This is a genomic window from Pseudoclavibacter sp. CFCC 11306 (assembly GCF_008831235.1).
GTDB lineage: Bacteria > Actinomycetota > Actinomycetes > Actinomycetales > Microbacteriaceae > Pseudoclavibacter_A.
In genome coordinates this window covers 719,344-740,081 of sequence record NZ_WBKF01000001.1, presented here as the reverse complement: position 1 = coordinate 740,081, position 20,738 = coordinate 719,344, and the positions used below count along the sequence as shown (strand labels likewise).

14 protein-coding genes are annotated in these 20,738 nt (G+C 66.4%); 9 read left to right on the top strand and 5 right to left on the bottom strand.

Annotated features, from left to right (window positions below; all coding sequences use genetic code 11):
* The first annotated feature begins 119 nt into the window (after window positions 1-119).
* The 7 genes from F8O09_RS03230 to F8O09_RS03200 all read left to right on the top strand — a co-directional run bounded on the left by F8O09_RS03230 (window position 120) and on the right by F8O09_RS03200 (window position 10,200).
* Window positions 120-2,018, top strand: coding sequence for a hypothetical protein (locus F8O09_RS03230; RefSeq protein WP_158053919.1), 1,899 nt, complete (start codon window positions 120-122; stop codon window positions 2,016-2,018).
* A gap of 1 nt (window position 2,019) precedes the next feature.
* Window positions 2,020-2,970 (top strand): tetratricopeptide repeat protein, encoded by a 951-nt coding sequence (locus F8O09_RS03225; protein ID WP_158053918.1) that lies wholly within the window; start codon window positions 2,020-2,022, stop codon window positions 2,968-2,970.
* Window positions 2,971-2,972: 2 nt separating this feature from the next.
* Window positions 2,973-4,172 carry a cysteine desulfurase family protein gene (locus F8O09_RS03220; protein ID WP_225732838.1) on the top strand — a complete coding sequence of 400 codons (1,200 nt, stop codon included), beginning with the start codon at window positions 2,973-2,975 and terminating at the stop codon, window positions 4,170-4,172.
* A 157-nt stretch (window positions 4,173-4,329) separates the two neighbouring features.
* On the top strand, window positions 4,330-5,472 hold the full coding sequence (gene mnmA, locus F8O09_RS03215) for a tRNA 2-thiouridine(34) synthase MnmA (RefSeq protein WP_158053917.1): 1,143 nt from the start codon (window positions 4,330-4,332) through the stop codon (window positions 5,470-5,472).
* Window positions 5,469-7,844: an NAD-dependent DNA ligase LigA gene (gene ligA / locus F8O09_RS03210; protein ID WP_158053916.1), complete on the top strand. Its 2,376-nt coding sequence runs from the start codon at window positions 5,469-5,471 to the stop codon at window positions 7,842-7,844. The genes mnmA and ligA overlap by 4 nt, the downstream gene beginning before the upstream one ends.
* 2 nt (window positions 7,845-7,846) lie before the next feature.
* Window positions 7,847-9,190, top strand: a complete 1,344-nt coding sequence (locus tag F8O09_RS03205) for a M18 family aminopeptidase (RefSeq protein ID WP_158053915.1) — start codon at window positions 7,847-7,849, stop codon at window positions 9,188-9,190.
* On the top strand, window positions 9,187-10,200 hold the full coding sequence (locus F8O09_RS03200; protein ID WP_225732837.1) for an NAD(P)H-hydrate dehydratase: 1,014 nt from the start codon (window positions 9,187-9,189) through the stop codon (window positions 10,198-10,200). The genes F8O09_RS03205 and F8O09_RS03200 overlap by 4 nt, the downstream gene beginning before the upstream one ends.
* Before the next feature lie 451 nt (window positions 10,201-10,651).
* Here the strand turns inward: F8O09_RS03200 and F8O09_RS03195 are convergent, their stop codons facing one another.
* From F8O09_RS03195 to aroA, 4 genes are all read right to left on the bottom strand, one after another.
* A complete protein-coding gene (locus F8O09_RS03195) occupies window positions 10,652-11,815 on the bottom strand; it encodes a DUF4192 family protein (protein ID WP_192497532.1) in 1,164 nt (387 codons plus the stop codon).
* 145 nt (window positions 11,816-11,960) lie between these two features.
* A complete protein-coding gene (locus tag F8O09_RS03190; protein WP_158053913.1) occupies window positions 11,961-12,749 on the bottom strand; it encodes an inositol monophosphatase family protein in 789 nt (262 codons plus the stop codon).
* An 82-nt stretch (window positions 12,750-12,831) separates the two neighbouring features.
* Window positions 12,832-14,022: a ribosome small subunit-dependent GTPase A gene (locus F8O09_RS03185; protein ID WP_158053912.1), complete on the bottom strand. Its 1,191-nt coding sequence runs from the start codon at window positions 14,020-14,022 to the stop codon at window positions 12,832-12,834.
* A 1-nt stretch (window position 14,023) separates the two neighbouring features.
* Window positions 14,024-15,472 (bottom strand): 3-phosphoshikimate 1-carboxyvinyltransferase, encoded by a 1,449-nt coding sequence (gene aroA, locus F8O09_RS03180; RefSeq protein WP_158053911.1) that lies wholly within the window; start codon window positions 15,470-15,472, stop codon window positions 14,024-14,026.
* Window positions 15,473-15,574: 102 nt separating this feature from the next.
* On the opposite strand from aroA, the gene F8O09_RS03175 reads away from it, so the two are divergent.
* Both F8O09_RS03175 and F8O09_RS03170 read left to right on the top strand, forming a co-directional pair.
* Window positions 15,575-16,306 carry a sigma-70 family RNA polymerase sigma factor gene (locus F8O09_RS03175; RefSeq protein ID WP_158053910.1) on the top strand — a complete coding sequence of 244 codons (732 nt, stop codon included), beginning with the start codon at window positions 15,575-15,577 and terminating at the stop codon, window positions 16,304-16,306.
* Window positions 16,303-16,569, top strand: coding sequence for an anti-sigma factor family protein (locus F8O09_RS03170; RefSeq protein WP_158053909.1), 267 nt, complete (start codon window positions 16,303-16,305; stop codon window positions 16,567-16,569). The genes F8O09_RS03175 and F8O09_RS03170 overlap by 4 nt, the downstream gene beginning before the upstream one ends.
* A gap of 147 nt (window positions 16,570-16,716) precedes the next feature.
* Here the strand turns inward: F8O09_RS03170 and F8O09_RS03165 are convergent, their stop codons facing one another.
* Complete coding sequence (locus tag F8O09_RS03165) at window positions 16,717-20,610, bottom strand: multifunctional oxoglutarate decarboxylase/oxoglutarate dehydrogenase thiamine pyrophosphate-binding subunit/dihydrolipoyllysine-residue succinyltransferase subunit (protein ID WP_158053908.1); 3,894 nt, start codon at window positions 20,608-20,610, stop codon at window positions 16,717-16,719.
* Between the last annotated feature and the right edge of the window lie 128 nt (window positions 20,611-20,738).

The window sequence follows — 20,738 nt, the reverse complement described above, 5'->3', positions numbered from 1 at the left end:
CGACGAGGGAACTTCGCTCTCAGCGCAGGCATAGATGATTTTCAAAGAGGAACGCTATGATCTAGGGTCTTATGGGAAGAACTGGAAGGGTCTGAACTTTGCGCTTTTATACCGCCGTCGTGCTTTTCGCCATCGCGGCCCTGGCACTGATCGTCGGCTTCGGCCAGCAGACCATCTGGCGCCCGCCGGCTGAGATCGTCGAATCAGTGGACACCGCCACACAAGGCACCGCGTCTGCACCGGTCGCCGTCATCGACGGCTCCGCCCTCGCACAGCACGACGGCAAGGCCACTGTGGTCGTCACCGGCCCGCAGCGAGTCTTCGCAGCAGCCGGGCCCTCCTCCGACGTGGATGCGTGGGTCGCCGACGCATCGGTCAACCGCATCACCGCAGCGGATCGCGACCTCGGCGTGACCACTGGGGGAACAGAGCAGACTGTGCCGAACCCGGCAGGCTCCGATCTCTGGACGACCGAGCAGAGTGCAGACGGCCAGCTTCGCCTCGAGGTCGACTCGGTGCAGACGTCCTCACTGCTGATCGCCTCAGACGGCGAGCATCCGGCACCGACCGAGATCAGCATCAGCTGGCCGAACGTGAACCCGACGCCATGGGTGCGGCCACTGCAGATCATCGGCTATGTGCTGCTGCTCGGCGGGTTCGTGCTGCTGCTAATCGATCGCATCGCGAACCGCCGGGGCCCACGTCGCCGTACGCACCGCGGCAAACGTCTCGCCTCGGAAGACACGAAGTCATTGAAGAGCGGCGTCGTGCCGGGCGACGACTATGAGACCGAAGCGGGCAAGGCGCCCGTGGCGCCGAACAAGCCGTCGAGCGACGAGCCTTCCGCCACGAAACCCGCAGACGGGAGCCGACCTGACGCTGAGGCGTCCAAACCGGGAGCCGCCTCCGGAGCTGCGAAAGACGCCACGTCGAAAGAGACCGCCACGGCAGAGAAAGGCGCCAACAGCCGATCCAGTTTGGGGCGTTCCAGCCTGGGCAAGAGGCCGCTGCGTGGGCTCTTCGTCTTCGGCGTCGCAGGGGTGCTGGCGCTGACCGGCTGCACCCAGCCGGATCAGGCATCGCCGAGCTCCGCGAGCTCCGAAGCACCAGCAGACAGCGACCAGTCCGCGACTCCCGTGCTCAAGGCGCACTTCCAGACCATCCTCGACCAGGTTGCGACGACCGCCAGCCAGGCCGATGCCGCCCTCGACCCGAACATGCTGAACGGCAGGTTCACGGGTGAGGCTCTCGCCGCACGACAGGGCTATTACGCGATCAAGTCGAAGTTCGCCGACGAACCGGCGATCGACCCGATCGTCTCGTCTCCCATGAACGTGTTCCTGCCGCAGTCTGGCAAAGACTTCCCTCGCACGGTGCTGGTCGGTGTTCAGGACGATCAGGCAGAGGGGCAGCCCAAGCGGCTGCTGTTGCTGCAGCAGGAGACGGCCCGCGACAACTACAAGCTGAAGACGGTGATCAACAATCCGATCCCGCCGATTCCTGACCTGCCGAGCGAGTTGGTCGGTTCGCAGGTGATTCCGAACGACAGCAGCGACCTCGCGATCGCCCCCGGAGTCGTCGGCGAGCACTATGCAGATCTGCTGGCCAATGGCGACTCCAGCCAGTTCGCAGCACAGTTCGACATCGCCAACGATCAGTATCTGCAGCGTCGTCGTGAGAAAGTCACGCAGCAGCGCGAGAACCTCGGCCAGGACGGTCAGCTGAACGTGACCTACCCGCCGGGTGCTTCAGCCCCCGTGGCGCTGACCACCGCCGACGGCGACGGTCTCGTGTTCGTCAGCGTCAATGAGACGTGGGAGGTCAAGCCCGCCAAAGAGAACGGCGTGATCAAAGACCTCACGGCAGCAGACAGCGCCGTGATCGGCTCGAACGAGACGAGCAAAGGCCTCCAGCGCGTGTACAGCACGATGCTGGTCTTCAGAGTGCCGAAAGACGCCACGCAGAAGGCGACACTGGTCGGCTACACGTGGCAGCAGGAATCAATCAAGGAGCTGTGACATGAGCGCACATGATGTGCCGAACGCTTCAACGGGTGTGACGGGAGTTCCCGACGCACACGGAGCCATCGATCTGGGGGCGGCATCGGCCCCGAACGCGACGAATGGTGCCGCTTCGAGCAGCACAGCCGGATCGGCACGTGCTGTGCTGGTGACCAGGCTCGACGAGCAGACCTTCGGCGAGAGCGTTCAGCGTTCGACGCGCACACCGCTGCTGCTCGCACTTGTCTCCGGAACACCGCAGGACCATCCGCTGGTCGATACGCTCACCGAGCTGGTCGTCGCCCAGAAGGGGCGGCTGCTGCTCGGCATCGTCGACGCACAGCAGCATCCGCAGATCGCTCAGGCTCTGCGCGTACGCACTCTGCCGACCACGCTCGCTCTGATCGCCGGCCAGCCGGTGCCGCTCTTCGAAGGTCTTGCCGATCGCGCCCAGATCGAGCCCGTCATCTCGCAGGTGCTGCAGGTCGCCGAGCAGCAGGGTGTGACCGAGGTCGTCGAAGTTCCGAGCGACGACGACGCAGAGCCTGAGGAGCCGAAGCTGACCCCGCAGCAGGTCGCCGCCCAGCAGGCACTCGACGAGGGCCGCCTTGCCGATGCCTCGCATGCGTTCCAGCGCATTCTCGACGAGTCGCCGAAAGACGAGTTCGCTCGCCATGGCCTGCTGCTGTCTCACCTTCGCACACGTCTCGAACAGGTCGATCAGGGCACCCCTGAAGCGCAGAGCGTCGACGATGCCGAGCTCAGCAGCGCACTTGAGCAGGCAGACCGAGCCTGGCTGGCCGGAGATCCCGAGAAGGCCTTCGACGTGCTGCTGCAGCCAGCCCTCTGGGCGAACCCCGACGATCGCACGCCGCTGCAGCAGCGGCTGATCGGGCTGTTCGAGCTGACCGGCAACACCGATCCTCGGGTCAACGCCGCACGCACCAGGCTCGCCAGCCTGCTGTTCTGAACGTGACCGACTCGCACGCCTCGTACCTCGACAACGCAGCCACCGCCCCGATGCTGCCCGCGGCACTCGACGCCTACGTGCATGCGGCGCAGGTGGTGGGCAACGCCTCTGCTGTGCACACCGCCGGCCAGCATTCGCGCGCTCTCGTCGAACAGGGGCGTGCTCGGGTCGCGGCGTCGCTCGGCGCCGACCCTGCCGAGATCGTCTTCACAGCCGGCGGCACCGAGTCGATCAACCAGGCGGTGAAAGGCATCTACTGGTGGCGTGAGGCAGACGGGCGCCGTCCGCTCGTGGTCATCGCCGAGGCCGAACACCATGCGACTGAGGCCTCTGCACGCTGGCTTGAGCAGACGCAGGGCGCGCAGGTCAGACGCATCCCGGTCGACCGAGAGGCACGTATCGACCTGACCGTTCTGCGAGAGCTGGTCGATGCTGAGGGTGCACGCGTCGCCCTGATCAGCGTCATCGCCGCGAACAACGAGGTCGGCACGCTGCAGCCGCTGGGTGAGATCGCTGAGATCGCCCGTGCACACGACATTTCGGTGCACGTCGATGCGGTGGCCGCCTACGGGCAGGTGCCTCTCGACTTCCACGAACTCGGCATCGCGGCCATGAGCGTCTCGGCGCACAAGATCGGCGGGCCCCTGGGCACTGGAGCGCTCGTACTGCGCCGCGATGTGACGCCGGTGCCGCTGCTGCACGGGGGCGGTCAGGAACGCCGTCTGCGCAGCGGAACACTGGACACCCCGTCGATCGCCGCCTTCGGAGTCGCCGCCGAGCACGTCGTCGGCAGGCTCTCCGCCCACGCCAGCCGGCTCGCCGAGCTGCGCGACCGACTGATCCTCGGCATCCGACGTGCAGTGCCCGAGGCGATCGTGACCGGCGCCCGTGGCGATCAGCGGCTGCCCGGCAACGTGCATGCGGTGTTTCCCGGCTGCGAAGGAGACTCGCTGCTGTTTCTGCTCGATGCGGCCGGAGTGCGCGCGTCGACGGGATCGGCGTGCACCGCGGGCATTCCGCAGCCGAGCCACGTGCTCGAGGCTATGGGGTTCGACGAGCAGGACTCCCGCTCGGCCCTGCGGTTCACCTTGGGCGAAGACACCGGCGAAGGTGATGTGGACGCCGTGCTCGAGGTGCTGCCCGAGGTCTATCGACGAGCGCGTCAGGCCGGCATGAGTGCGAACGCGCCCACAATCTACTGATCTCGCGAAGGCCGAGAGTGCGCGTCTCCAGGCGGATGCGATGTCGGCGCTCGCGGCTACACTGGAACGACGTCAGAGGCCTGCTGACGACACGGAACGATGTCGATCGCACGAGACCCGTGCCGGCAGGCGAATCCCAGACAACGAAGGAGCGAACATGCGGGTACTAGCGGCGATGAGCGGTGGGGTAGATTCCTCGGTCGCGGCCGCGCGCATGGTCGAAGCCGGCCACGACGTGGTCGGCGTGCATCTGGCTCTCTCACGCATGCCGGGCACGCTGCGCACCGGCTCTCGGGGGTGCTGCACCGTCGAAGACGCCACCGATGCGCAGCGGGTGTGCGCACGGCTGGGCATCCCGTTCTACGTGTGGGATTTCTCCGAGAGGTTCAAAGAAGACGTCGTCGACGACTTCATCAGCGAGTACTCGGCAGGGCGCACCCCCAACCCCTGCCTGCGCTGCAACGAGCGCATCAAGTTCGCGGCGCTGCTCGAGAAGGCGCTCGCCCTCGGCTTCGATGCGGTGTGCACGGGGCACTATGCCAAGATCGTGACAGCGGCCGACGGCCGTCGAGAGCTGCACCGTGCGGCTGCCTGGGCCAAAGACCAGTCGTATGTGCTCGGCGTGCTGACCGGCGCTCAGCTCGAGCACGCGCTGTTCCCACTCGGCGACACCCCGTCCAAAGACCTGGTGCGTGCCGAGGCGACCCGTCGCGGGCTCGAGACGGCGAGCAAACCCGACAGCTATGACATCTGCTTCATCTCAGACGGTGACACCGCCGGCTGGCTCGAAGACAAGGTCGGAACCGCCCCCGGCGACATCGTCGACCGCTCTGGTGAGGTGCTGGGACATCACGAAGGTGCGCACACCTTCACGGTGGGGCAGCGTCGCGGTCTGCACATCGGCCGTCCGGCTCCCGACGGTCGCCCACGGTATGTGCTCGAGGTGCGCCCCGTCACACATGAGGTCGTCGTGGGGCCGCATGAGGCGCTCGCCGTCTGCGAGATCGCCGGACGCCGTCAGTCGTGGGCCGGAGAGCCTCCGGCCGAGGTGCACTCTGGTCTCGACATCATGGTGCAGGTTCGTGCGCACGGCGACCCAGTTCCGGCGCGAGTGCGCATCGTCGATGGTGAGACCGTCGTCACCCTGCGCGACCCGCTGATGGGTGTCGCCCCCGGACAGTCGGCGGTGCTGTATCTGGGCGAGCGCGTGCTGGGCCAGTTCACCATTGACCGCTCCGTCGCGGCCGACACCGTCTCGTCTGACGGCGCTCAGCTCTCCGACCAGGCGCTGGCGTCATGAGCGCCCCGCTCGACGACGCGCAGATCGCCCGGCTGACTCACGAAGACGCAGCACAGCTGGTGCGCGAGCTCACTGATCGCATCCTCGAACTGCGCGACGCCTACTACGAACGCAACACATCGCTGGTCAGCGACGAAGAGTACGACCAGCTGCAGATCGAGCTGGCCGCTGTCGAACAGCAGTTTCCCGATCTGCAGAGTCAGGATTCCCCGACGCTGACTGTGGGCGGGCGCCCCGACGGGTCGAGCTTCGCACCGGTCACGCACGCCGAACGCATGCTGAGTCTCGACGACGTGTTCAGCATCGGCGAGCTCGACGAATGGATCATGCGCACCGAGAGGCGTCTGGCCGGGCGCGCCTTTCACTACCTGACCGAGCTGAAGATCGACGGTCTCGCCATCAATCTGCGTTACGAGCACGGTCGACTGGTCAGCGCTGCCACGCGCGGCGACGGTGTCGTCGGCGAAGACGTCACCGAGAACGTACGCACGATTGATGCGGTGCCGTTCCAGCTCGCCGGCACGGGGCATCCGCCGCTGGTCGAAGTGCGCGGCGAGGTGTTCTTCCGCGTCGCCGACTTCCATGCGCTCAACGCCAGCCTGGCCGATGCCGGTAAGAAGACTTTCGCGAACCCGCGCAATGCGGCGAGCGGCTCGCTGCGGCAGAAAGACCCACGAGTCACGGCGGCACGCCCGCTGACCGTGCTCGTGCACGGCCTCGGCGCCTGGCCCGACCCGCCTGTGGCCAGCCAGTCCGAGATCTACGACCTGTTTCGCTCGTGGGGTCTGCCGGTCTCGACGCACAACCGACTGCTCACCTCGATCGACCAGGTGCACGAGTTCATCGCGTTCAACGGGCAGCACCGTGCCGAGATCGAGCACGAGATCGACGGCGTCGTGGTCAAGGTCGACGAGCTCGCGCTGCACGACGAACTCGGAGCGACCAGTCGGGCGCCGCGCTGGGCGATCGCCTACAAATACCCGCCCGAGCAGGTGAACACGAAGCTTGTCGACATTCGTGTGGGCGTCGGACGCACCGGCCGGGTGACGCCCTATGCGGTGGTCGAAGCCGTCCACGTCGCGGGTTCGACGGTGCGTCAGGCGACGCTGCATAACCAAGAGATCGTCAAGGCCAAGGGTGTGCTGATCGGTGACACCGTGGTGCTGCGCAAGGCCGGCGATGTGATTCCCGAGATTCTCGGGCCGGTGGTGGAGCTGCGCACCGGAGACGAACGGGCCTTCGTGATGCCTGAGCACTGTCCGGAGTGCGGTGCGGTGCTGGCCCCGTCGAAGCCCGGCGAGATCGACGTACGCTGCCCGAACACGCAGTCGTGCCCGGCGCAGGTGGCGGGTCGCCTCGAGTATCTCGCATCGCGAGCCGCACTCGACATCGAAGGCCTCGGCGAGGTCGCCTCGATCGCTCTGACGCATCCGCTGGCGCCCACCGCGCCGCCGCTGACGACCGAAGCGAGACTGTTCGATCTGACGCTGGCCGATATCTTTCCGGTGCGTGTCGAGGTGACCGACCCTGAGACGGGACTGCCGAAGCAGACCGACGAAGGCGAGCCCGACATCCGAGCGCCGTTCAGACGTCAGCGTCGCAGGAGCGACGGCGAATGGGCGGGGCCCGACGAGGCGGCGTTCAGCGGCGACGAGCATTCGGTGCCCAGCGAACTCGCGCACAAGATGCTCGCGAACATCGACGAGGCCAAGACCCGGCCACTGTGGAGACTTCTCGTGGCCCTGAACATTCGCCACGTCGGGCCCGTCGCTGCCCGTGCGGTCGCGGGGCACTTCGGGTCGCTTGACGCGATCTGCGCCGCCGAGACCGACGAGCTGGCCGCAGTCGACGGCGTGGGTCCGATCATCGCCGAGGCGATTCGCGACTGGTTCACGATCGACTGGCACATCGACATCGTCGAGCGGTGGCGGGCGGCTGGCGTGCAGTGGGCGACCCCCGGGCACCCTGGGCCGCATGGGGATGCCGACGTCGACTCCGAGGCGCCGCTGGCCGGTCGCAGCGTGGTCGTCACCGGAACCGTCCCGGGATACACCCGCGAGGAGGCCGAAGAGGCCGTGATCGCGCTCGGCGCCCGTGCGGCATCCAGCGTGTCGAAGAAGACCTATGCAGTCGTGTTCGGCAGCGGCGCGGGCAGCAAGCTCGCCAAGGCCGAGAAGCTGGGCATCCCGATGATTCCGGCCGAGCGGTTCGGTGACTTTCTGCATGATCCTGCGACGGTGGTCGGCGAGATCGAGTCGGGTGGCGACACTCTGGCCACTGACACCAGTGCGCCGCAGGGGGCTGATGGGCAGGGAGCCCATCGATCCAGTGAACGCGAGCTGACGATCCCCGCTGACAATGAGAAGAGCTGACAATGAGCGATCAAGACTCCGCACGAACCGCGTTCGCTGACGGGTTTCGCACCTTTCTGGCGCACAGCCCGACCTCGTATCATGCGGCTGAGACCGTCGCCGCACGGCTGACGGCTGCAGGATTCATCCGACTCGACGAGCGCGACCAGTGGCCGAGCGAAGCCGGACGCTACGTGGTGGTGCGCGATGGTGCGGTGATCGCGTGGGTCGTGCCCGAAGGAGCTACCGCGACGACGCCGCTGCGTGTGATCGGCGCGCATACCGACTCGCCGGGGTTCCGGCTGAAGCCGACGCCAGACTTCGTGACGCAGGGGTGGCAGCAGGCCGGCGTCGAGATCTACGGTGGGCCGCTGCTCAGCACCTGGTTCGACCGTGATCTGGCGGTCGCAGGCAGGGTCTTCGATCGATCGGGGAGGGCCCATCTGGTGCGCACCGGGGCCATTGCGCGCATCCCGAATCTGGCGATTCACCTCGACCGAGGCGCGAACAGCGATCATACGATCGGGCGACAGCGAGAGACCGCGCCGGTGATCGGGGCCGTTGATGCCGTCGACGGCAGCGATGGCAGCGACACTAATCTGATCGGGTACGTCGCGGCTCGTGCGGGCTTGGAACCAGCCGACGTCACGGGCGCCGATCTGTTCCTCACCGACACGCAGCCTGCAGCGCTGCTCGGCACGCATGAAGAGTTCCTCGCCGCCGGTCGGCTCGACAACCTGACGTCGGTCTACGCGGCTCTGGCGGCGCTTGCCGCTGTGGCCGGAGGCAGCAGGGGCGAGCGTCTGGTTGCGACCAGTGAGCACATCAGCGTCTTCGCCGCGTTCGATCATGAAGAGATCGGATCGGCCACGCGCTCTGGCGCCGCGGGGCCGTTTCTCGAAGAAGTGCTGCTGCGCATCGCCGAAGGCCGCGGAGCCACCACTGGCCAGCGGTTGCAGGCCTGGGCTGACTCCTGGGTGCTGTCGAGCGATGCCGGGCACCTCGTGCACCCGAACCACGTGGGCAAGCACGATCCAGAGCACCTGCCGAGGCCCAGCCAGGGGCCGCTGCTCAAAGTCAACGCTCAGCAGCGGTATGCCACTGACGGCGCCGGCGAGGCGCTGTGGCACGGCCTGGCCGAGGCCGCCGGAGTCGCGGTGCAGACCTTCGTCTCGAACAACGACGTGCCATGCGGCAGCACGATCGGGCCTATCACGGCGACACGTCTGGGCCTGCGCACGGTCGACGTCGGTGTAGGGCTGCTCTCGATGCACTCTGTACGCGAGCAGGTGCATCTCGGCGACCTCCGGGCGCTGTCGCAGCTGATCGCGACCTTCATGCTGGCGGCTGAGGAGCGAAACGCATGAGCGACAAGACCATTCCCGCCACCGACCCTGCGCGCGCTCTGACCAGACCGCGTCTCTGGACGGCCGTCGACACCGCCGTGACCTATCGCTGGCCGCATGCGAACGATCACAAGTACTCTCGTGGCGTGCTCGGGCTGATGACCGGTTCGCCGCAGTTTCCGGGCGCGGCCGTGCTGAGCACCGCCGGCGCGCTGCACACCGGTTTGGGGATGCTCCGCTGGCTGGGCGATGACAGCGTGCGCGACCGAGTGCTCGACTTCGCGCCTGAGGCGGTGACGACGGAGGGGCGTACCGATGCCTTCGCCGTCGGCAGTGGTCTGCCCGAGGTGAGCGCCGAGGCTGGCGACCCGGAGCTCTTTCGTCGTGTGCACGATCTGCTGATCAGTGGTGTGCCGACCGTGGTTGATGCGGGTGCGCTCGCAGCCATCGACGAGGCGGCCCTCGACCATGAGCACCGGTGGATTCTGACGCCGCATCTGGGGGAGTTCCGGCGTCTGGCGAAGCGCCTCGGTGTCGACGTCGCGCTCGACGAGCTTGCTGATGCGGAGCAGTCTGGCAGCGATGTGAGCTGGCGCCGTGCCTCTTTGGATCCTTCCGGCTCTGCCATGGACCATTCTCAGGATGCCGCCTCGGGTCGCTCGGCGGATGCAGTGGAGCGTCACGTCGAAGCGGCTGCCGCGCTGGCCGAGCGGACGGGTTCAGTCGTCCTGCTCAAAGGCGCGCACACTGTGGTCTCCGACGGCACTCAGACTGCGCTGGTGACGACCGGCACGCCGTGGCACGCGACCGCAGGCACCGGCGACGTTCTGACCGGTGTCGTGGGAGCGCTGCTGGCTGCCCGCGCCGAGGCTCCGACATCGGACGCTCTCGTCAGCGTTGCAGCCTCCGGTGCGTGGCTGCACGGCCGTGCGGGTCAGCTGGCGCAGGGGCCGTTCACAGCTCTGCAGCTTGCGGCAGCACTGCCCGATGCCGTGCGGTCGATCACACCGAATCCCGTTGTGTCGCACTGACCTGTCTGGCCAGGGTCTGTCAGACCACGGCCTTGTCTGACCCATAGGTCATCGCGACATGGCCTGCTTGGCCAAGCCCTGTCTCAGTGCAGCCTGCCTGAGCCTCTGCCTCGTGTGCCACACCCTTCCCAGGGGCAGCCTCCTCTTCTTTCTGATCGAGGCATCGCAAATGATGCTCTCGACCATCGAGACATGGAACTTGGCATGTCTCGATGAAGGAGAGGGACATTTCCCATGTCTCGATGGTGGAGTTCGATGGGGCTGTCAGATCTGCGCGAGTCTGTGGGGAAGGCCGTGTGGCTGTTGCGGGCTGCCGGATGGCGTGACGGTGGCGCGGTGCCGACGGTGCAGATGGAGATGTTCTGGCCAGACAGGACCAAGCAGGACCGGGCGGGCAAAGCAGGACCAACCCTGGCCAGACAAGGCGGTAGGTCCGGCGAGTGCTGCGCCCTTACACGGACGAGTCTGCAGTCGAGTTCTGCTCAACGAGCCAGGTCGGCGCGCCGAATCCGCAGCAGAGGTCGGCGAAGACACCGGCCAAGCCATGGTCAGGGTCATGATCGAGCACCTGCACGAGCAGCCGCTCGGCCACACTGCCGATGCCGATCGCCCACCAGAGCCATGCCATCATCGCAGCGAGATCTGCACGCACTTCGGGATCGGCCGCTGCGCAGCACCGCTGCAGCACATGCACAGCAGACCGCATTCGCTCGCGGTCGGGTGGGGCCGCAGGGACACCGCGCAGCACGAGTTCGGTCAGGGTGTTCTTCAGCCGATACGCGACGGAGGCCAGGTTCGTGTGACGAACACGCGTGTGCTGTGACTCCTGAGCGGCCAGCCCCAGCGCCTCGGGGCCGAACGCCAGACCCACCAAGAAGATCTCACGCACGATGTCGAGGCGGGCGACGGTGCAGAAATCGAGCAGCCGGTCGACCTGTTCGGTGCGATCAGAACCTGGTGGCGGGACGCCGAGCGAGGCGTGCCGAATGAGAGCTTCGAGATCGAGGTCGAGGGTCTGAATCGTCTCGTGCAGCCGGAGGCTCTCGGGCAGCCCGTCGAGGCGTTCCGCGAGTGCCTTCGACGTCTCTGCAGCGAGTGCTGCGTCACAGGGAGGCAGTTCGGACATCGCTTCGAGATCGACGATCTCGCGGTCGACAGCCATCATGGCGTCGAGGCGCATCGGGTTCTGCTCGATCTCAGCGAGGTCTCTGCCACCGACCGGCAGATCGGCATCGAGATAGCTGCCCCAACCGTCGCTAGCGACACAGCAGGCGTCAAGCACGTCGAGCTCGGAATCAGACAGACACTCTTCGAGCAGCGACCACAGCAGCGAATAGGGCAGCTTGGCGCTGTCGCCGACGGCGCGGTCGCAGTAGATCACGGGAACCGCCCCGGTGCAGCCGGGCACCCGGCACAGGGTGTCGACCACCAGATCGGCGAACTCCCGAGCTCTGACCAGATCGCCGTCGTCGGGCAGATCGAGGCGAAACGAGCCGATGCTGCGTTTGCCAGAGAAGAACACGGCGACGAGACTCTCATGGGCGATGAAGCCGGTGAGCGCCGGAAGCGTGGCGAGAAACTGTGCGGAACCCTGCGGTTTGAGTGTGACGTTCATGTCCTCAGCGTCGCCGCAGATGCACACACCGGCGACCCGATCCTGACAGATGTGGGCAGGCATCGAGGTGCCTGGCATCTGTGCAGAGAAGGCATCGGCGCGTCTGCGCCAGGCAGCCAGGCAGAGGGGTAGGGAGCAGCTCAGATCAGCGCGGGTTCAGCACACGCAGAGCCTCGTCATGCACACGACCGTTGGTGGCGAGCGCAGCTCCCTCCCAAATGCTAGGAACGCCTGCGGTCGAGCTGAACCGCCCCCCGGCCTCGGTGATGATCGGAACCAGCGCCGCCATGTCGTACGGCTTCAGATCGGGCTCGGCCACGACATCCACCGAACCGTCTGCGACCAGCATGTACGGCAGAAAGTCGCCGAACATCCGATGCCGGTGCGACGCGTCGAGCAGAGCGATCGCCTCGGCGCGCTGGTCGACCAGATCCCACTGATCGAGGCTGCCGATGCTCACGAAGCCGTCGCTCAGCCGATCGACCGCAGACACCTGCAGCCGCTCGGTCTCGCCGTCTGCGAAGACGCCGAACGCTCCAGAACCCTGCGCCGCCCACCAACGCCGCGCCAGCAGCGGAGCGCTCACCACGCCCACGACCGGCTCGCCGTCGACGACCAGGGCGATCAGCGTCGCCCACACCGGCACACCGCGAAAGTAGTTGCCAGTGCCGTCGATCGGGTCGATGATCCATTGCCGGCCGGGTTGGCGCTCGCCGCCGTACTCCTCGCCGTAGACGGTGTCATCGGGGCGTTTCTCGGCGACCAGCTCGCGCAGCCGGCGCTCGGTCGCCAGATCGGCATCGGTGACCTCTGAGTCGTCGGCCTTGGTCTGCACGTCGAGATCGGTGACGCGAAAACGGGAGGTGGTCACCTGATCGGCGGCATCAGCCAGAGTGAGAGCGAACGAGAGATCCTGCGCGAGCGTGAACGACATGCCTCAAGGGTACCTGCGCCCGTTCAGTCGCACCGCGGTCGGCACGCCGACAGCTCTCGACTGCCCGTCGAAAGGCTCGCGGTCAGTACTTCGGGCGGTCGTGCAGATTGCGCAGCACCCGCACCAGCGAATGCACGCGCTGATGCAGCTCTGAGGGCAGCTCTGCTGCGAGCTCGTCTGCGTCGAGCTGCTCGATGGGAGTCTGTGCGACGACCGGCACCAGCGACTCGAGATCTGGGAACGCCTGGAACACTCGATCGGCCTGCACATGGCCGAGCCCGAACGATCGCACTCCCGGTGTGTCGATGAGCCACCCGTGGCGCGCGTCGACCGCGACGTGATCGTCGTCGTGGGAGGCCATGGCGACCGCCGAGTCGCGCTCGCCAGCCGAGTCGCGCGAGCCGCGTCCGTGATTCGAGCGGCCTGGGGCAGCGGCTTCACCGGCTCCGGCATCCGCGGTATCCGGGGCATCCGCAGCATTCGCCGCGACCTCCTCGACCCGGCAGGCCAGCGCAGACGACGACGTGTGCCGGCCTCGACCGGTCACCGCGTTGACATGCCCGGTCGCGCGATCGGCCTCGGGCACCACCGCGTTCAGCAGCGTGGACTTGCCCACGCCCGAGTGCCCGATCAGCACCGCGATGTGCCCGAGGGCGACGTCGATCACAGCATCGCTCGCGAAGCGGTCGGCACGGCTCTCAAGCACTTCGATGTCGAGACCCGCGAGATGCTCGTGCACCGGTGCGGCGCTCGCCAGGTCGGTCTTCGTGACGGCCACGATGGGAACGATGCCGGCGTCGAGCGCGGCGACGATGCACCGATCGATGAATCCGAGGCTTGGATCCGGCTGCGCGGCGGCCACCACGATGATCAGCCGGTCTGCGTTGGCCACCACCACACGTTCGACTGAGTCGATGTCGTCGGCGCTGCGCCGCAGCACTGTCGTGCGCGGCTCGACACGCACGATGCGGGCGAGCGTGCCGTCGTCTCCGCTGAGGTCGCCGACCACGGCCACACGATCGCCGACCACGATCTGTTTGCGGCGCAGCTCGCGTGCCCGGGCGGCAGTGACCGGCTGGCCGGTGGATGCCACCTCGAGCTGGTAGCGACCGCGATCGACCGCGATGACGAAGGCCTGCTGTGCGTCGTCGTGCGCAGGCCGTCTCTTGCTGCGCGGCCGGTTGGCCTTGGGGTTCGGCCGCACCCGCACGTCCGACTCGTCATAGTCGTCCCAAAGCCCGCGCTCTTCTGCGCCGCCCTCTGTCCAGGTCATCTCAGATGCCCAGACTCAGCAGGTCGGTCTTCGGCGGTTCGACCAGTGCTGACCACATGCCTGCGAAGTCTGGCAGGGTCTTGCCGGTCGAGTTGATGTCGTCGACTTCGACGTCGGTCACCAGTAGCCCGATCACTGCGCCGGCCGTGGCCATGCGATGATCGGCATAGGCCTGCCACGACCCCCCGTGCAGCTCGGCAGGCTCGATGATCAGCCCGTCGTCGGTCTGTCTCGCCCGGCCGCCCAGTCCGTTGATGTCGTTCTCGAGCGCCGCGAGACGATCGGTCTCGTGCCCGCGCAGATGCGCGATGCCGCGCAGCCGACTCGGTGTGTCAGCCAGTGCCGCGACTGCCGCGATGGTCGGAGCCAGCTCGCCGGCTGCTGAGAGATCGAGATCGGCGCCATGCAGTTCGCCGCTGCCGCTGAGCGTCAGCACACCCTCTGCGAGTTCGGAACGACCGCCGAACGCAGCGAAGAGCTCGGGCAGCAGCGCCCCGACCTGTGTGGTGCGGGCGGGCCAGCCGTCGACCGAGACCTGACCGCCGGTCACCAGGGCCGCGGCCAGGAAAGGAGCCGCGTTCGAGAGATCTGGCTCGAGTCGCACATTGGCTCCGGCGATCGGCTGCTCGGCCACCCGCCAACAGGTGGGCCCCAGCCGCTCGACCGTGACCCCGTGCTCGGCGAGCGTCGCGATCGTCATCTCGATGTGCGGCAGGCTGGGCACCCGATCACCCACATGCTCGATCGTCGTGACACCCTGATACCGGGGCGCCGCAAGCAGCAGAGCCGAGACGAACTGACTCGAAGCAGAGGCGTCGATGCGAATGTGCGAACCGCTCACCGATCCGGTGCCGTGCACGGTGAACGGCATGCCGCCGCGACCGTCGTCGGCCACGTCGACGCCGAGCTGTCGCAGCGCCTCGATGATCGCACGCATGGGCCGCTGCCGGGCGTGCGGGTCACCGTCGAAGCCGACCGGCCCCATCGCCATCGCTGCGATCGGCGGCACGAAGCGCATGACCGTGCCCGCCAGGCCGCAGTCGATCGAGACGCTGCCGTGCACGTCGGCGATCGGGGTGACGCGCAGGTCGCCGCTGCGATCCGTCGAGGCGGCAGCGGATGCCGTGGTCGGCAGACCAGTGAGGAAGGCGGACGCAGCGGGGGAGGCGGGGTCGCGCGGGGCATCCGCCACCGGCTCGATGCGGGCGCCGAGCTGACGCAGCGCCTCGATCATCAGGGCGCTGTCGCGGGAGTGCAACGGCGCTCGCAGCACGGAGGGGGCGTCGGCCAGAGCGGCCAGCACCAGCTCGCGGTTCGTCAGCGACTTCGAACCGGGAATGCGCACCGTTCCGTTCACAGGGCCAGCCGGGGTGGGGGCCACCCACGGTCGTGTGGGAGGGACATCGGTCGCGGCGCGCTCGCCGTCTCTGGAATAGCCACGTATCTGCATCGTTGTTAAGTGTATCGGCAGCAGTGACTGCACAGGCGAGGCGAGAGGACGCATCCGTTGACAGCGACATGTCTCGCAGAGAGACCGGTAGACTTGGGCAGGATGACATCCCCGACCACCGATCACGAAAGTTCGCAGAGCTCAACGCCCGAGCCGCTGCCCGTGGAGTCGACGCAGGCTCCGCTCGACGTCACACGGCTGTCGGCCGACGAACGTCGCGAGCTGTTCCAGCAGCAGGCCATGCCGTTCATCGACCAGCTCTACGGTGTGGCGATGCGCATGACTCGAAACCCGTCTGACGCCCAAGACCTCGTGCAAGAGACATACGCCAAGGCGTTCCAGGCGTTCGGATCGTTTCGACAGGGCACCAATCTCAAAGCGTGGCTCTACCGCATTCTGACCAACACATACATCAACACGTATCGCAAGAAGCAGCGCACCAAAGGCACTGAGAGCATCGACGCTCTGGAAGAGTGGCAGATGGGCGGTGCCGAGTCGGCGACTGCGACGTCTTCGCGGTCGGCCGAGATCGAGGCCCTCGACCGTATGCCGGAGTCGCAGGTGAAAGAGGCGCTGCAGAACCTTCCCGAAGACTTTCGGCTGGCAGTGCTGCTGGCCGACGTCGAAGGCTTCTCATACCAAGAGATCGCAGACGTGATGAAGACGCCGATCGGCACCGTGATGTCGCGGCTGCATCGTGGTCGAAAGCTGCTGCGCACTGAGCTTGCCGACTATGCGAAGCAGCTCGGGCTCAGCGACAAGTCGGCGGCGAACAAACGGTCGACACGTGCGAAGAGCACGACGGCGAAGAAGAAGACGGTGAACGACAAATGATTCGCAAAAGCGAGAACGATGCGGCGATCACCGAATGCGAGCATGTGCGTGAACAGCTCGAAGAGTACGTGCATGCCGAACTCACGGCTGATGAGGCGAGGGTCTTCGACGAACACATGCGCACCTGCCCGGAGTGCACCAGCGAGCACCAGGTGAGCATGGTGCTCACCGAGGTGATCTTACGCGGGTGCCGTGAAGAGGCTCCCGAGGCGTTGAAGCGCCGGGTGGTCGCACGTCTGCGCACCCTGCACGCCGAACACTGATCCCGTACGCCGAAGAGTGACTCGCTGCGTCGCTCAGGTCATCGACTGCGTCGACTGCACTGACGGTCCGCCGCGACGATCGAACAACGTGAAGAGGCCCGGCCGGAGATTTTCTCCGGCCGGGCCTCTTCACGTCTGCGGCGACGATCAGCCGAAGGCGCGCGCGATCAGGTCTGCTTCCTGCTGCTTGTGCCTGAACTGCGAGCCGGTCGCAGGCGAAGCCGCAGCCTCACGCGAGACGACCTGAACCTTGCGGTCGCCCACGGCTTTCGGCATGTGCAGTGCGAGGAACGGCCAGGCGCCCTGGTTTTCGGGCTCGTCCTGTGCGAAGACGAGTTCGGCGTTCGGATACTGTGCGAGCACCCGCCGAAGCTCTGTCTCGGGCAGCGGGTAGTACTGCTCAAGACGAACCAGTGCGACCGTGGTGTCACCTGACTTCTGCAGCGCGGCCAGCATCTCCCAGTAGAGACGGCCGCTGACCACGACGACTCGACGAACCGCATTCTTGTCGATTGAACGGGTCTCGTCGAGCACCGGCTCGAACTGGCCGTGCGTGAAGTCTTCGACTGGGCTCACCGCCGTCTTCAGACGCAGCATCGACTTCGGGGTGATCACGATCAGCGGATGCTGTGGCCGGCTGAACGCCTGACGGCGCAGCAGATGGAAGTGCGAGGCCGGCGTCGAAGGCTGGGCCACGATCAAGTTCTCCTGCGCGGCAAGCGACAGGTACCGTTCGATACGTGCCGACGAATGGTCAGGGCCCTGACCCTCGTAACCGTGCGGCAGCAGCAGTACGAGCCCTGAACGCTGCCCCCACTTCTGCTCGGCCGAGCTGATGAACTCGTCGATGACGGTCTGAGCGCCGTTGGCGAAGTCGCCGAACTGGCCCTCCCACAGCGTCAGCGCCTTGGTGTTCTCGACCGAGTAGCCGTACTCGAACGCCATGACTGCGAACTCACTGAGCAGTGAGTCGTAGATCCAGAAGCCGGCCTGCTCGTTGGCGAGGTTCAGCAGCGGGAACCACTCCTGGCCGTTCTTCTGATCGTGCAGCACCGCGTGGCGCTGCACGAACGTGCCGCGACGGGAGTCCTGACCGGTGAAGCGCACCGGCACACCCTGCACGAGCAGCGAACCGAAGGCGAGCAGCTCGCCGAACGCCCAGTCGATATGGCCATTGCGCGACATCTCGAAGCGCTTCTCGAGCACTTTTTTGAGCTTGCGATGCACGGTGAAACCCTCAGGCACCGCCACGTGGGCGTCACCGATGCGCTCGACGAGGGCCTGCGGAATGCTGGTGGCCCGTTCGAAGGTGCCGCCTGCCGCTGCAGCCTCGTGCTGCTGTGCCTCGGGCAGCTGGATGTCGTTGATCGCCCGAGCAGTGTGGCCGCCGGCGCCGAGCGACTCCTCGTACGACTCCTTCTGGGCGGCGTGCGTCTCGTTGAACGCGCGCTCGAGCTCCGCGTGGAAGTCGGCGTCGGCCTTGTCGTACTCCTCTTGTGTGATGTCGCCACGACCGATCAGCGCCGAGGTGTAGAGCGCACGCACCGAGCGCTTCGACTCGATGATGCCGTACATCAGAGGCTGGGTCATCGACGGATCGTCGCCCTCGTTGTGGCCGCGACGACGGTAGCTGACCATGTCGATGAGCACGTCGCCGTGGAAGCGCTGTCGGTACTGGAAGGCCAGTTCGGCCACGCGCACGACGGACTCCGGGTCATCGCCGTTCACATGGAAGATCGGCGCCTGGATCGTACGGCCGACATCGGTCGGGTAGACCGACGAACGACCGTCGTACGGCTTGGTCGTGAAACCGATCTGGTTGTTGACGATCACGTGGATGGTGCCGCCGGTGCGGTATCCGCGCAGCTGCGACATCTGCAGCGCCTCGTAGACCGAGCCCTGGCCGGCGAAGGCCGCGTCGCCGTGCACCAGAATCGGCAGCACATTGAACGTCTTGTGCGGCTGTGCGTCCTGCTTGGCGCGCACTATGCCTTCGAGCACCGTGTTGACCACCTCGAGGTGCGAGGGGTTCGCGGCCAAGTACACCTTGACCTGACGCTCCTGCTCACTCGTGAACACGCCTTCGGTGCCGAGGTGGTACTTCACATCGCCCGAACCGGTCTGCTGCGGCTGGGTGCCTTCGAACTCGCGGAACACCTGCGCATAGGTCTTGCCGGCGATGTTCGTCAGCACGTTCAGACGGCCGCGGTGGGCCATGCCGATGCCGACCTCGTCGAGCTCTTCGTCGGCCGCGCGCTGCAGCACCTCGTCGAGCAGGGCGATGAGCGATTCGCTGCCTTCGAGCGAGAAGCGCTTCTGGCCGACGAACTTCGTCTGCAGGAAGGTCTCGAAAGCCTCGGCCTCGTTGAGCTTCTTCAGGATGTGCAGCTGTGTGTCGTGCCCGGGCTTGGAGTACGGGCGTTCGAGCTGATCCTGCAGCCACTCACGCTGCTCGGGGTCTTGAATATGCATGTACTCGACGCCCACATTGCGGCAGTAGCTGTCTCGCAGCTGACCCAAGATCTCGCGCAGCTTGGCCGTGGGAGCGCCGGTGATGCCTCCGGTCACGAACGACCGGTCGAGATCCCAGTGCGTCAGTCCGTGCGTCAGGATGTCCAGGTCGGGGTGGCGGCGCTGGTGGTACTCCAGCGGGTCGATGTTGGCGATCAGGTGACCTCGCACCCGGTACGCGTGGATCAGCTGCTGCACGCGGGCGGCACGGCCAACCTCGTCAGACGAGTTGATGGCCACATCGGGCACCCACCGCACCGGCTCGTAGGGCAGACGCAGCGACTCGAAGATGTCGTCATAGAAGCCGTGGTCGCCGAGCAGCAGCTCGTGCACGATCTTGAGGAACTGGCCGGAGCCGGCACCCTGGATGACACGGTGGTCGTAGGTCGAGGTCAGCGTGACGACCTTCGAGATGCCCAGCTTGGCGATCGTCTCGGCGCTCACGCCGGAGTACTCAGCGGGGTAGTTGAGCGCGCCGGCGCCGATGATCGTGCCCTGCCCCTTCATCAGGCGCGGCACGGAGTGCACCGTTCCGATGCCTCCGGGGTTGGTGAGCGAGATGGTGACGCCGCTGAAGTCGTCGGCGGTCAGCTTGTTGTGACGGGCTTTGTCGACCACTTGGTCGTAGGCGGTGATGAACTGCTCGAAGTCCATCTCTTCGGTCTGCTTGATGCCGGGCACCAGCAGCGCTCGAGTGCCGTCTTTCTTCGGCACATCGACGGCGATGCCGAGGTTGATGTGCGCGGGCTGCACGACCGACGGCTTGCCGTCGACCACGTCGTAGTAGACGTTCTGGCTGGGGAAGCTCTTCAGCGCCTGGACGAGCGCCCATCCGATGATCTGTGTGAACGACACCTTGCCGCCGAGCGAACGCTTGAGATGGTTGTTGATCACGATGCGGTTGTCGATGAGGATCTTCGCCGGGATCGTGCGCACGCTGGTCGCGGTGGGTACGGTCAGCGACTCGTCCATATTGCGGGCAAGCGCCTTGGGCATGCCTCTCAGCGGGGTGACCACGGGTTCGCGAGCGTCGGGCTCTGCGGGAGTCTCACCGACGGGCTTGGCCAGCTGCGTGTTGCGATCAGCGGGAATCGGCTTCGGCGCAGGGGCGAAGTTCGTGGTGCGAGCCACTGGCAGGTCGCCGACGATCGGAATCGAGGCGGTCGGGAAAGGAGACGCCGTCGGCAGCGTCGATCGCACCGGGGGCACAGGCCCGGGGTGCGGCGTGCTGTGCAGGTCTTCTTCGGCCTGCTGAGCCAGCTGCGCCTGCCGATCGAGGCGTGCGTCGGTCGTGCCGTCGGAGAGACGTGCACCGCCGGATGGCGCGTGCTCGACTCCGGTGCTGGCGGGCGCCGGCTGGTCTGCGGCGGGTTTCACCGCGCTGTCGGGGCGATAGTTCTGCAGAATGGGCAACCATTCCTTATCGACGCTAGCCGGGTCTTTCTGAAACTGCTCGTAGACCTGCTCGACGAGCCATTGGTTGGCCCCGAATTCCTGGGGGTCGAAGCTGCCTGATCCGCTGGTGGCCAAGACAATCGCCTCTCTTCATCGAAATGCTGACGAGACAACCCTACCGGCATTCCCCGAACGGCCGAATTCGACGTCGATGATTCTCCGACAGATGTTGGAACCGATCGACGGGGTCGTGGAACCAGCGC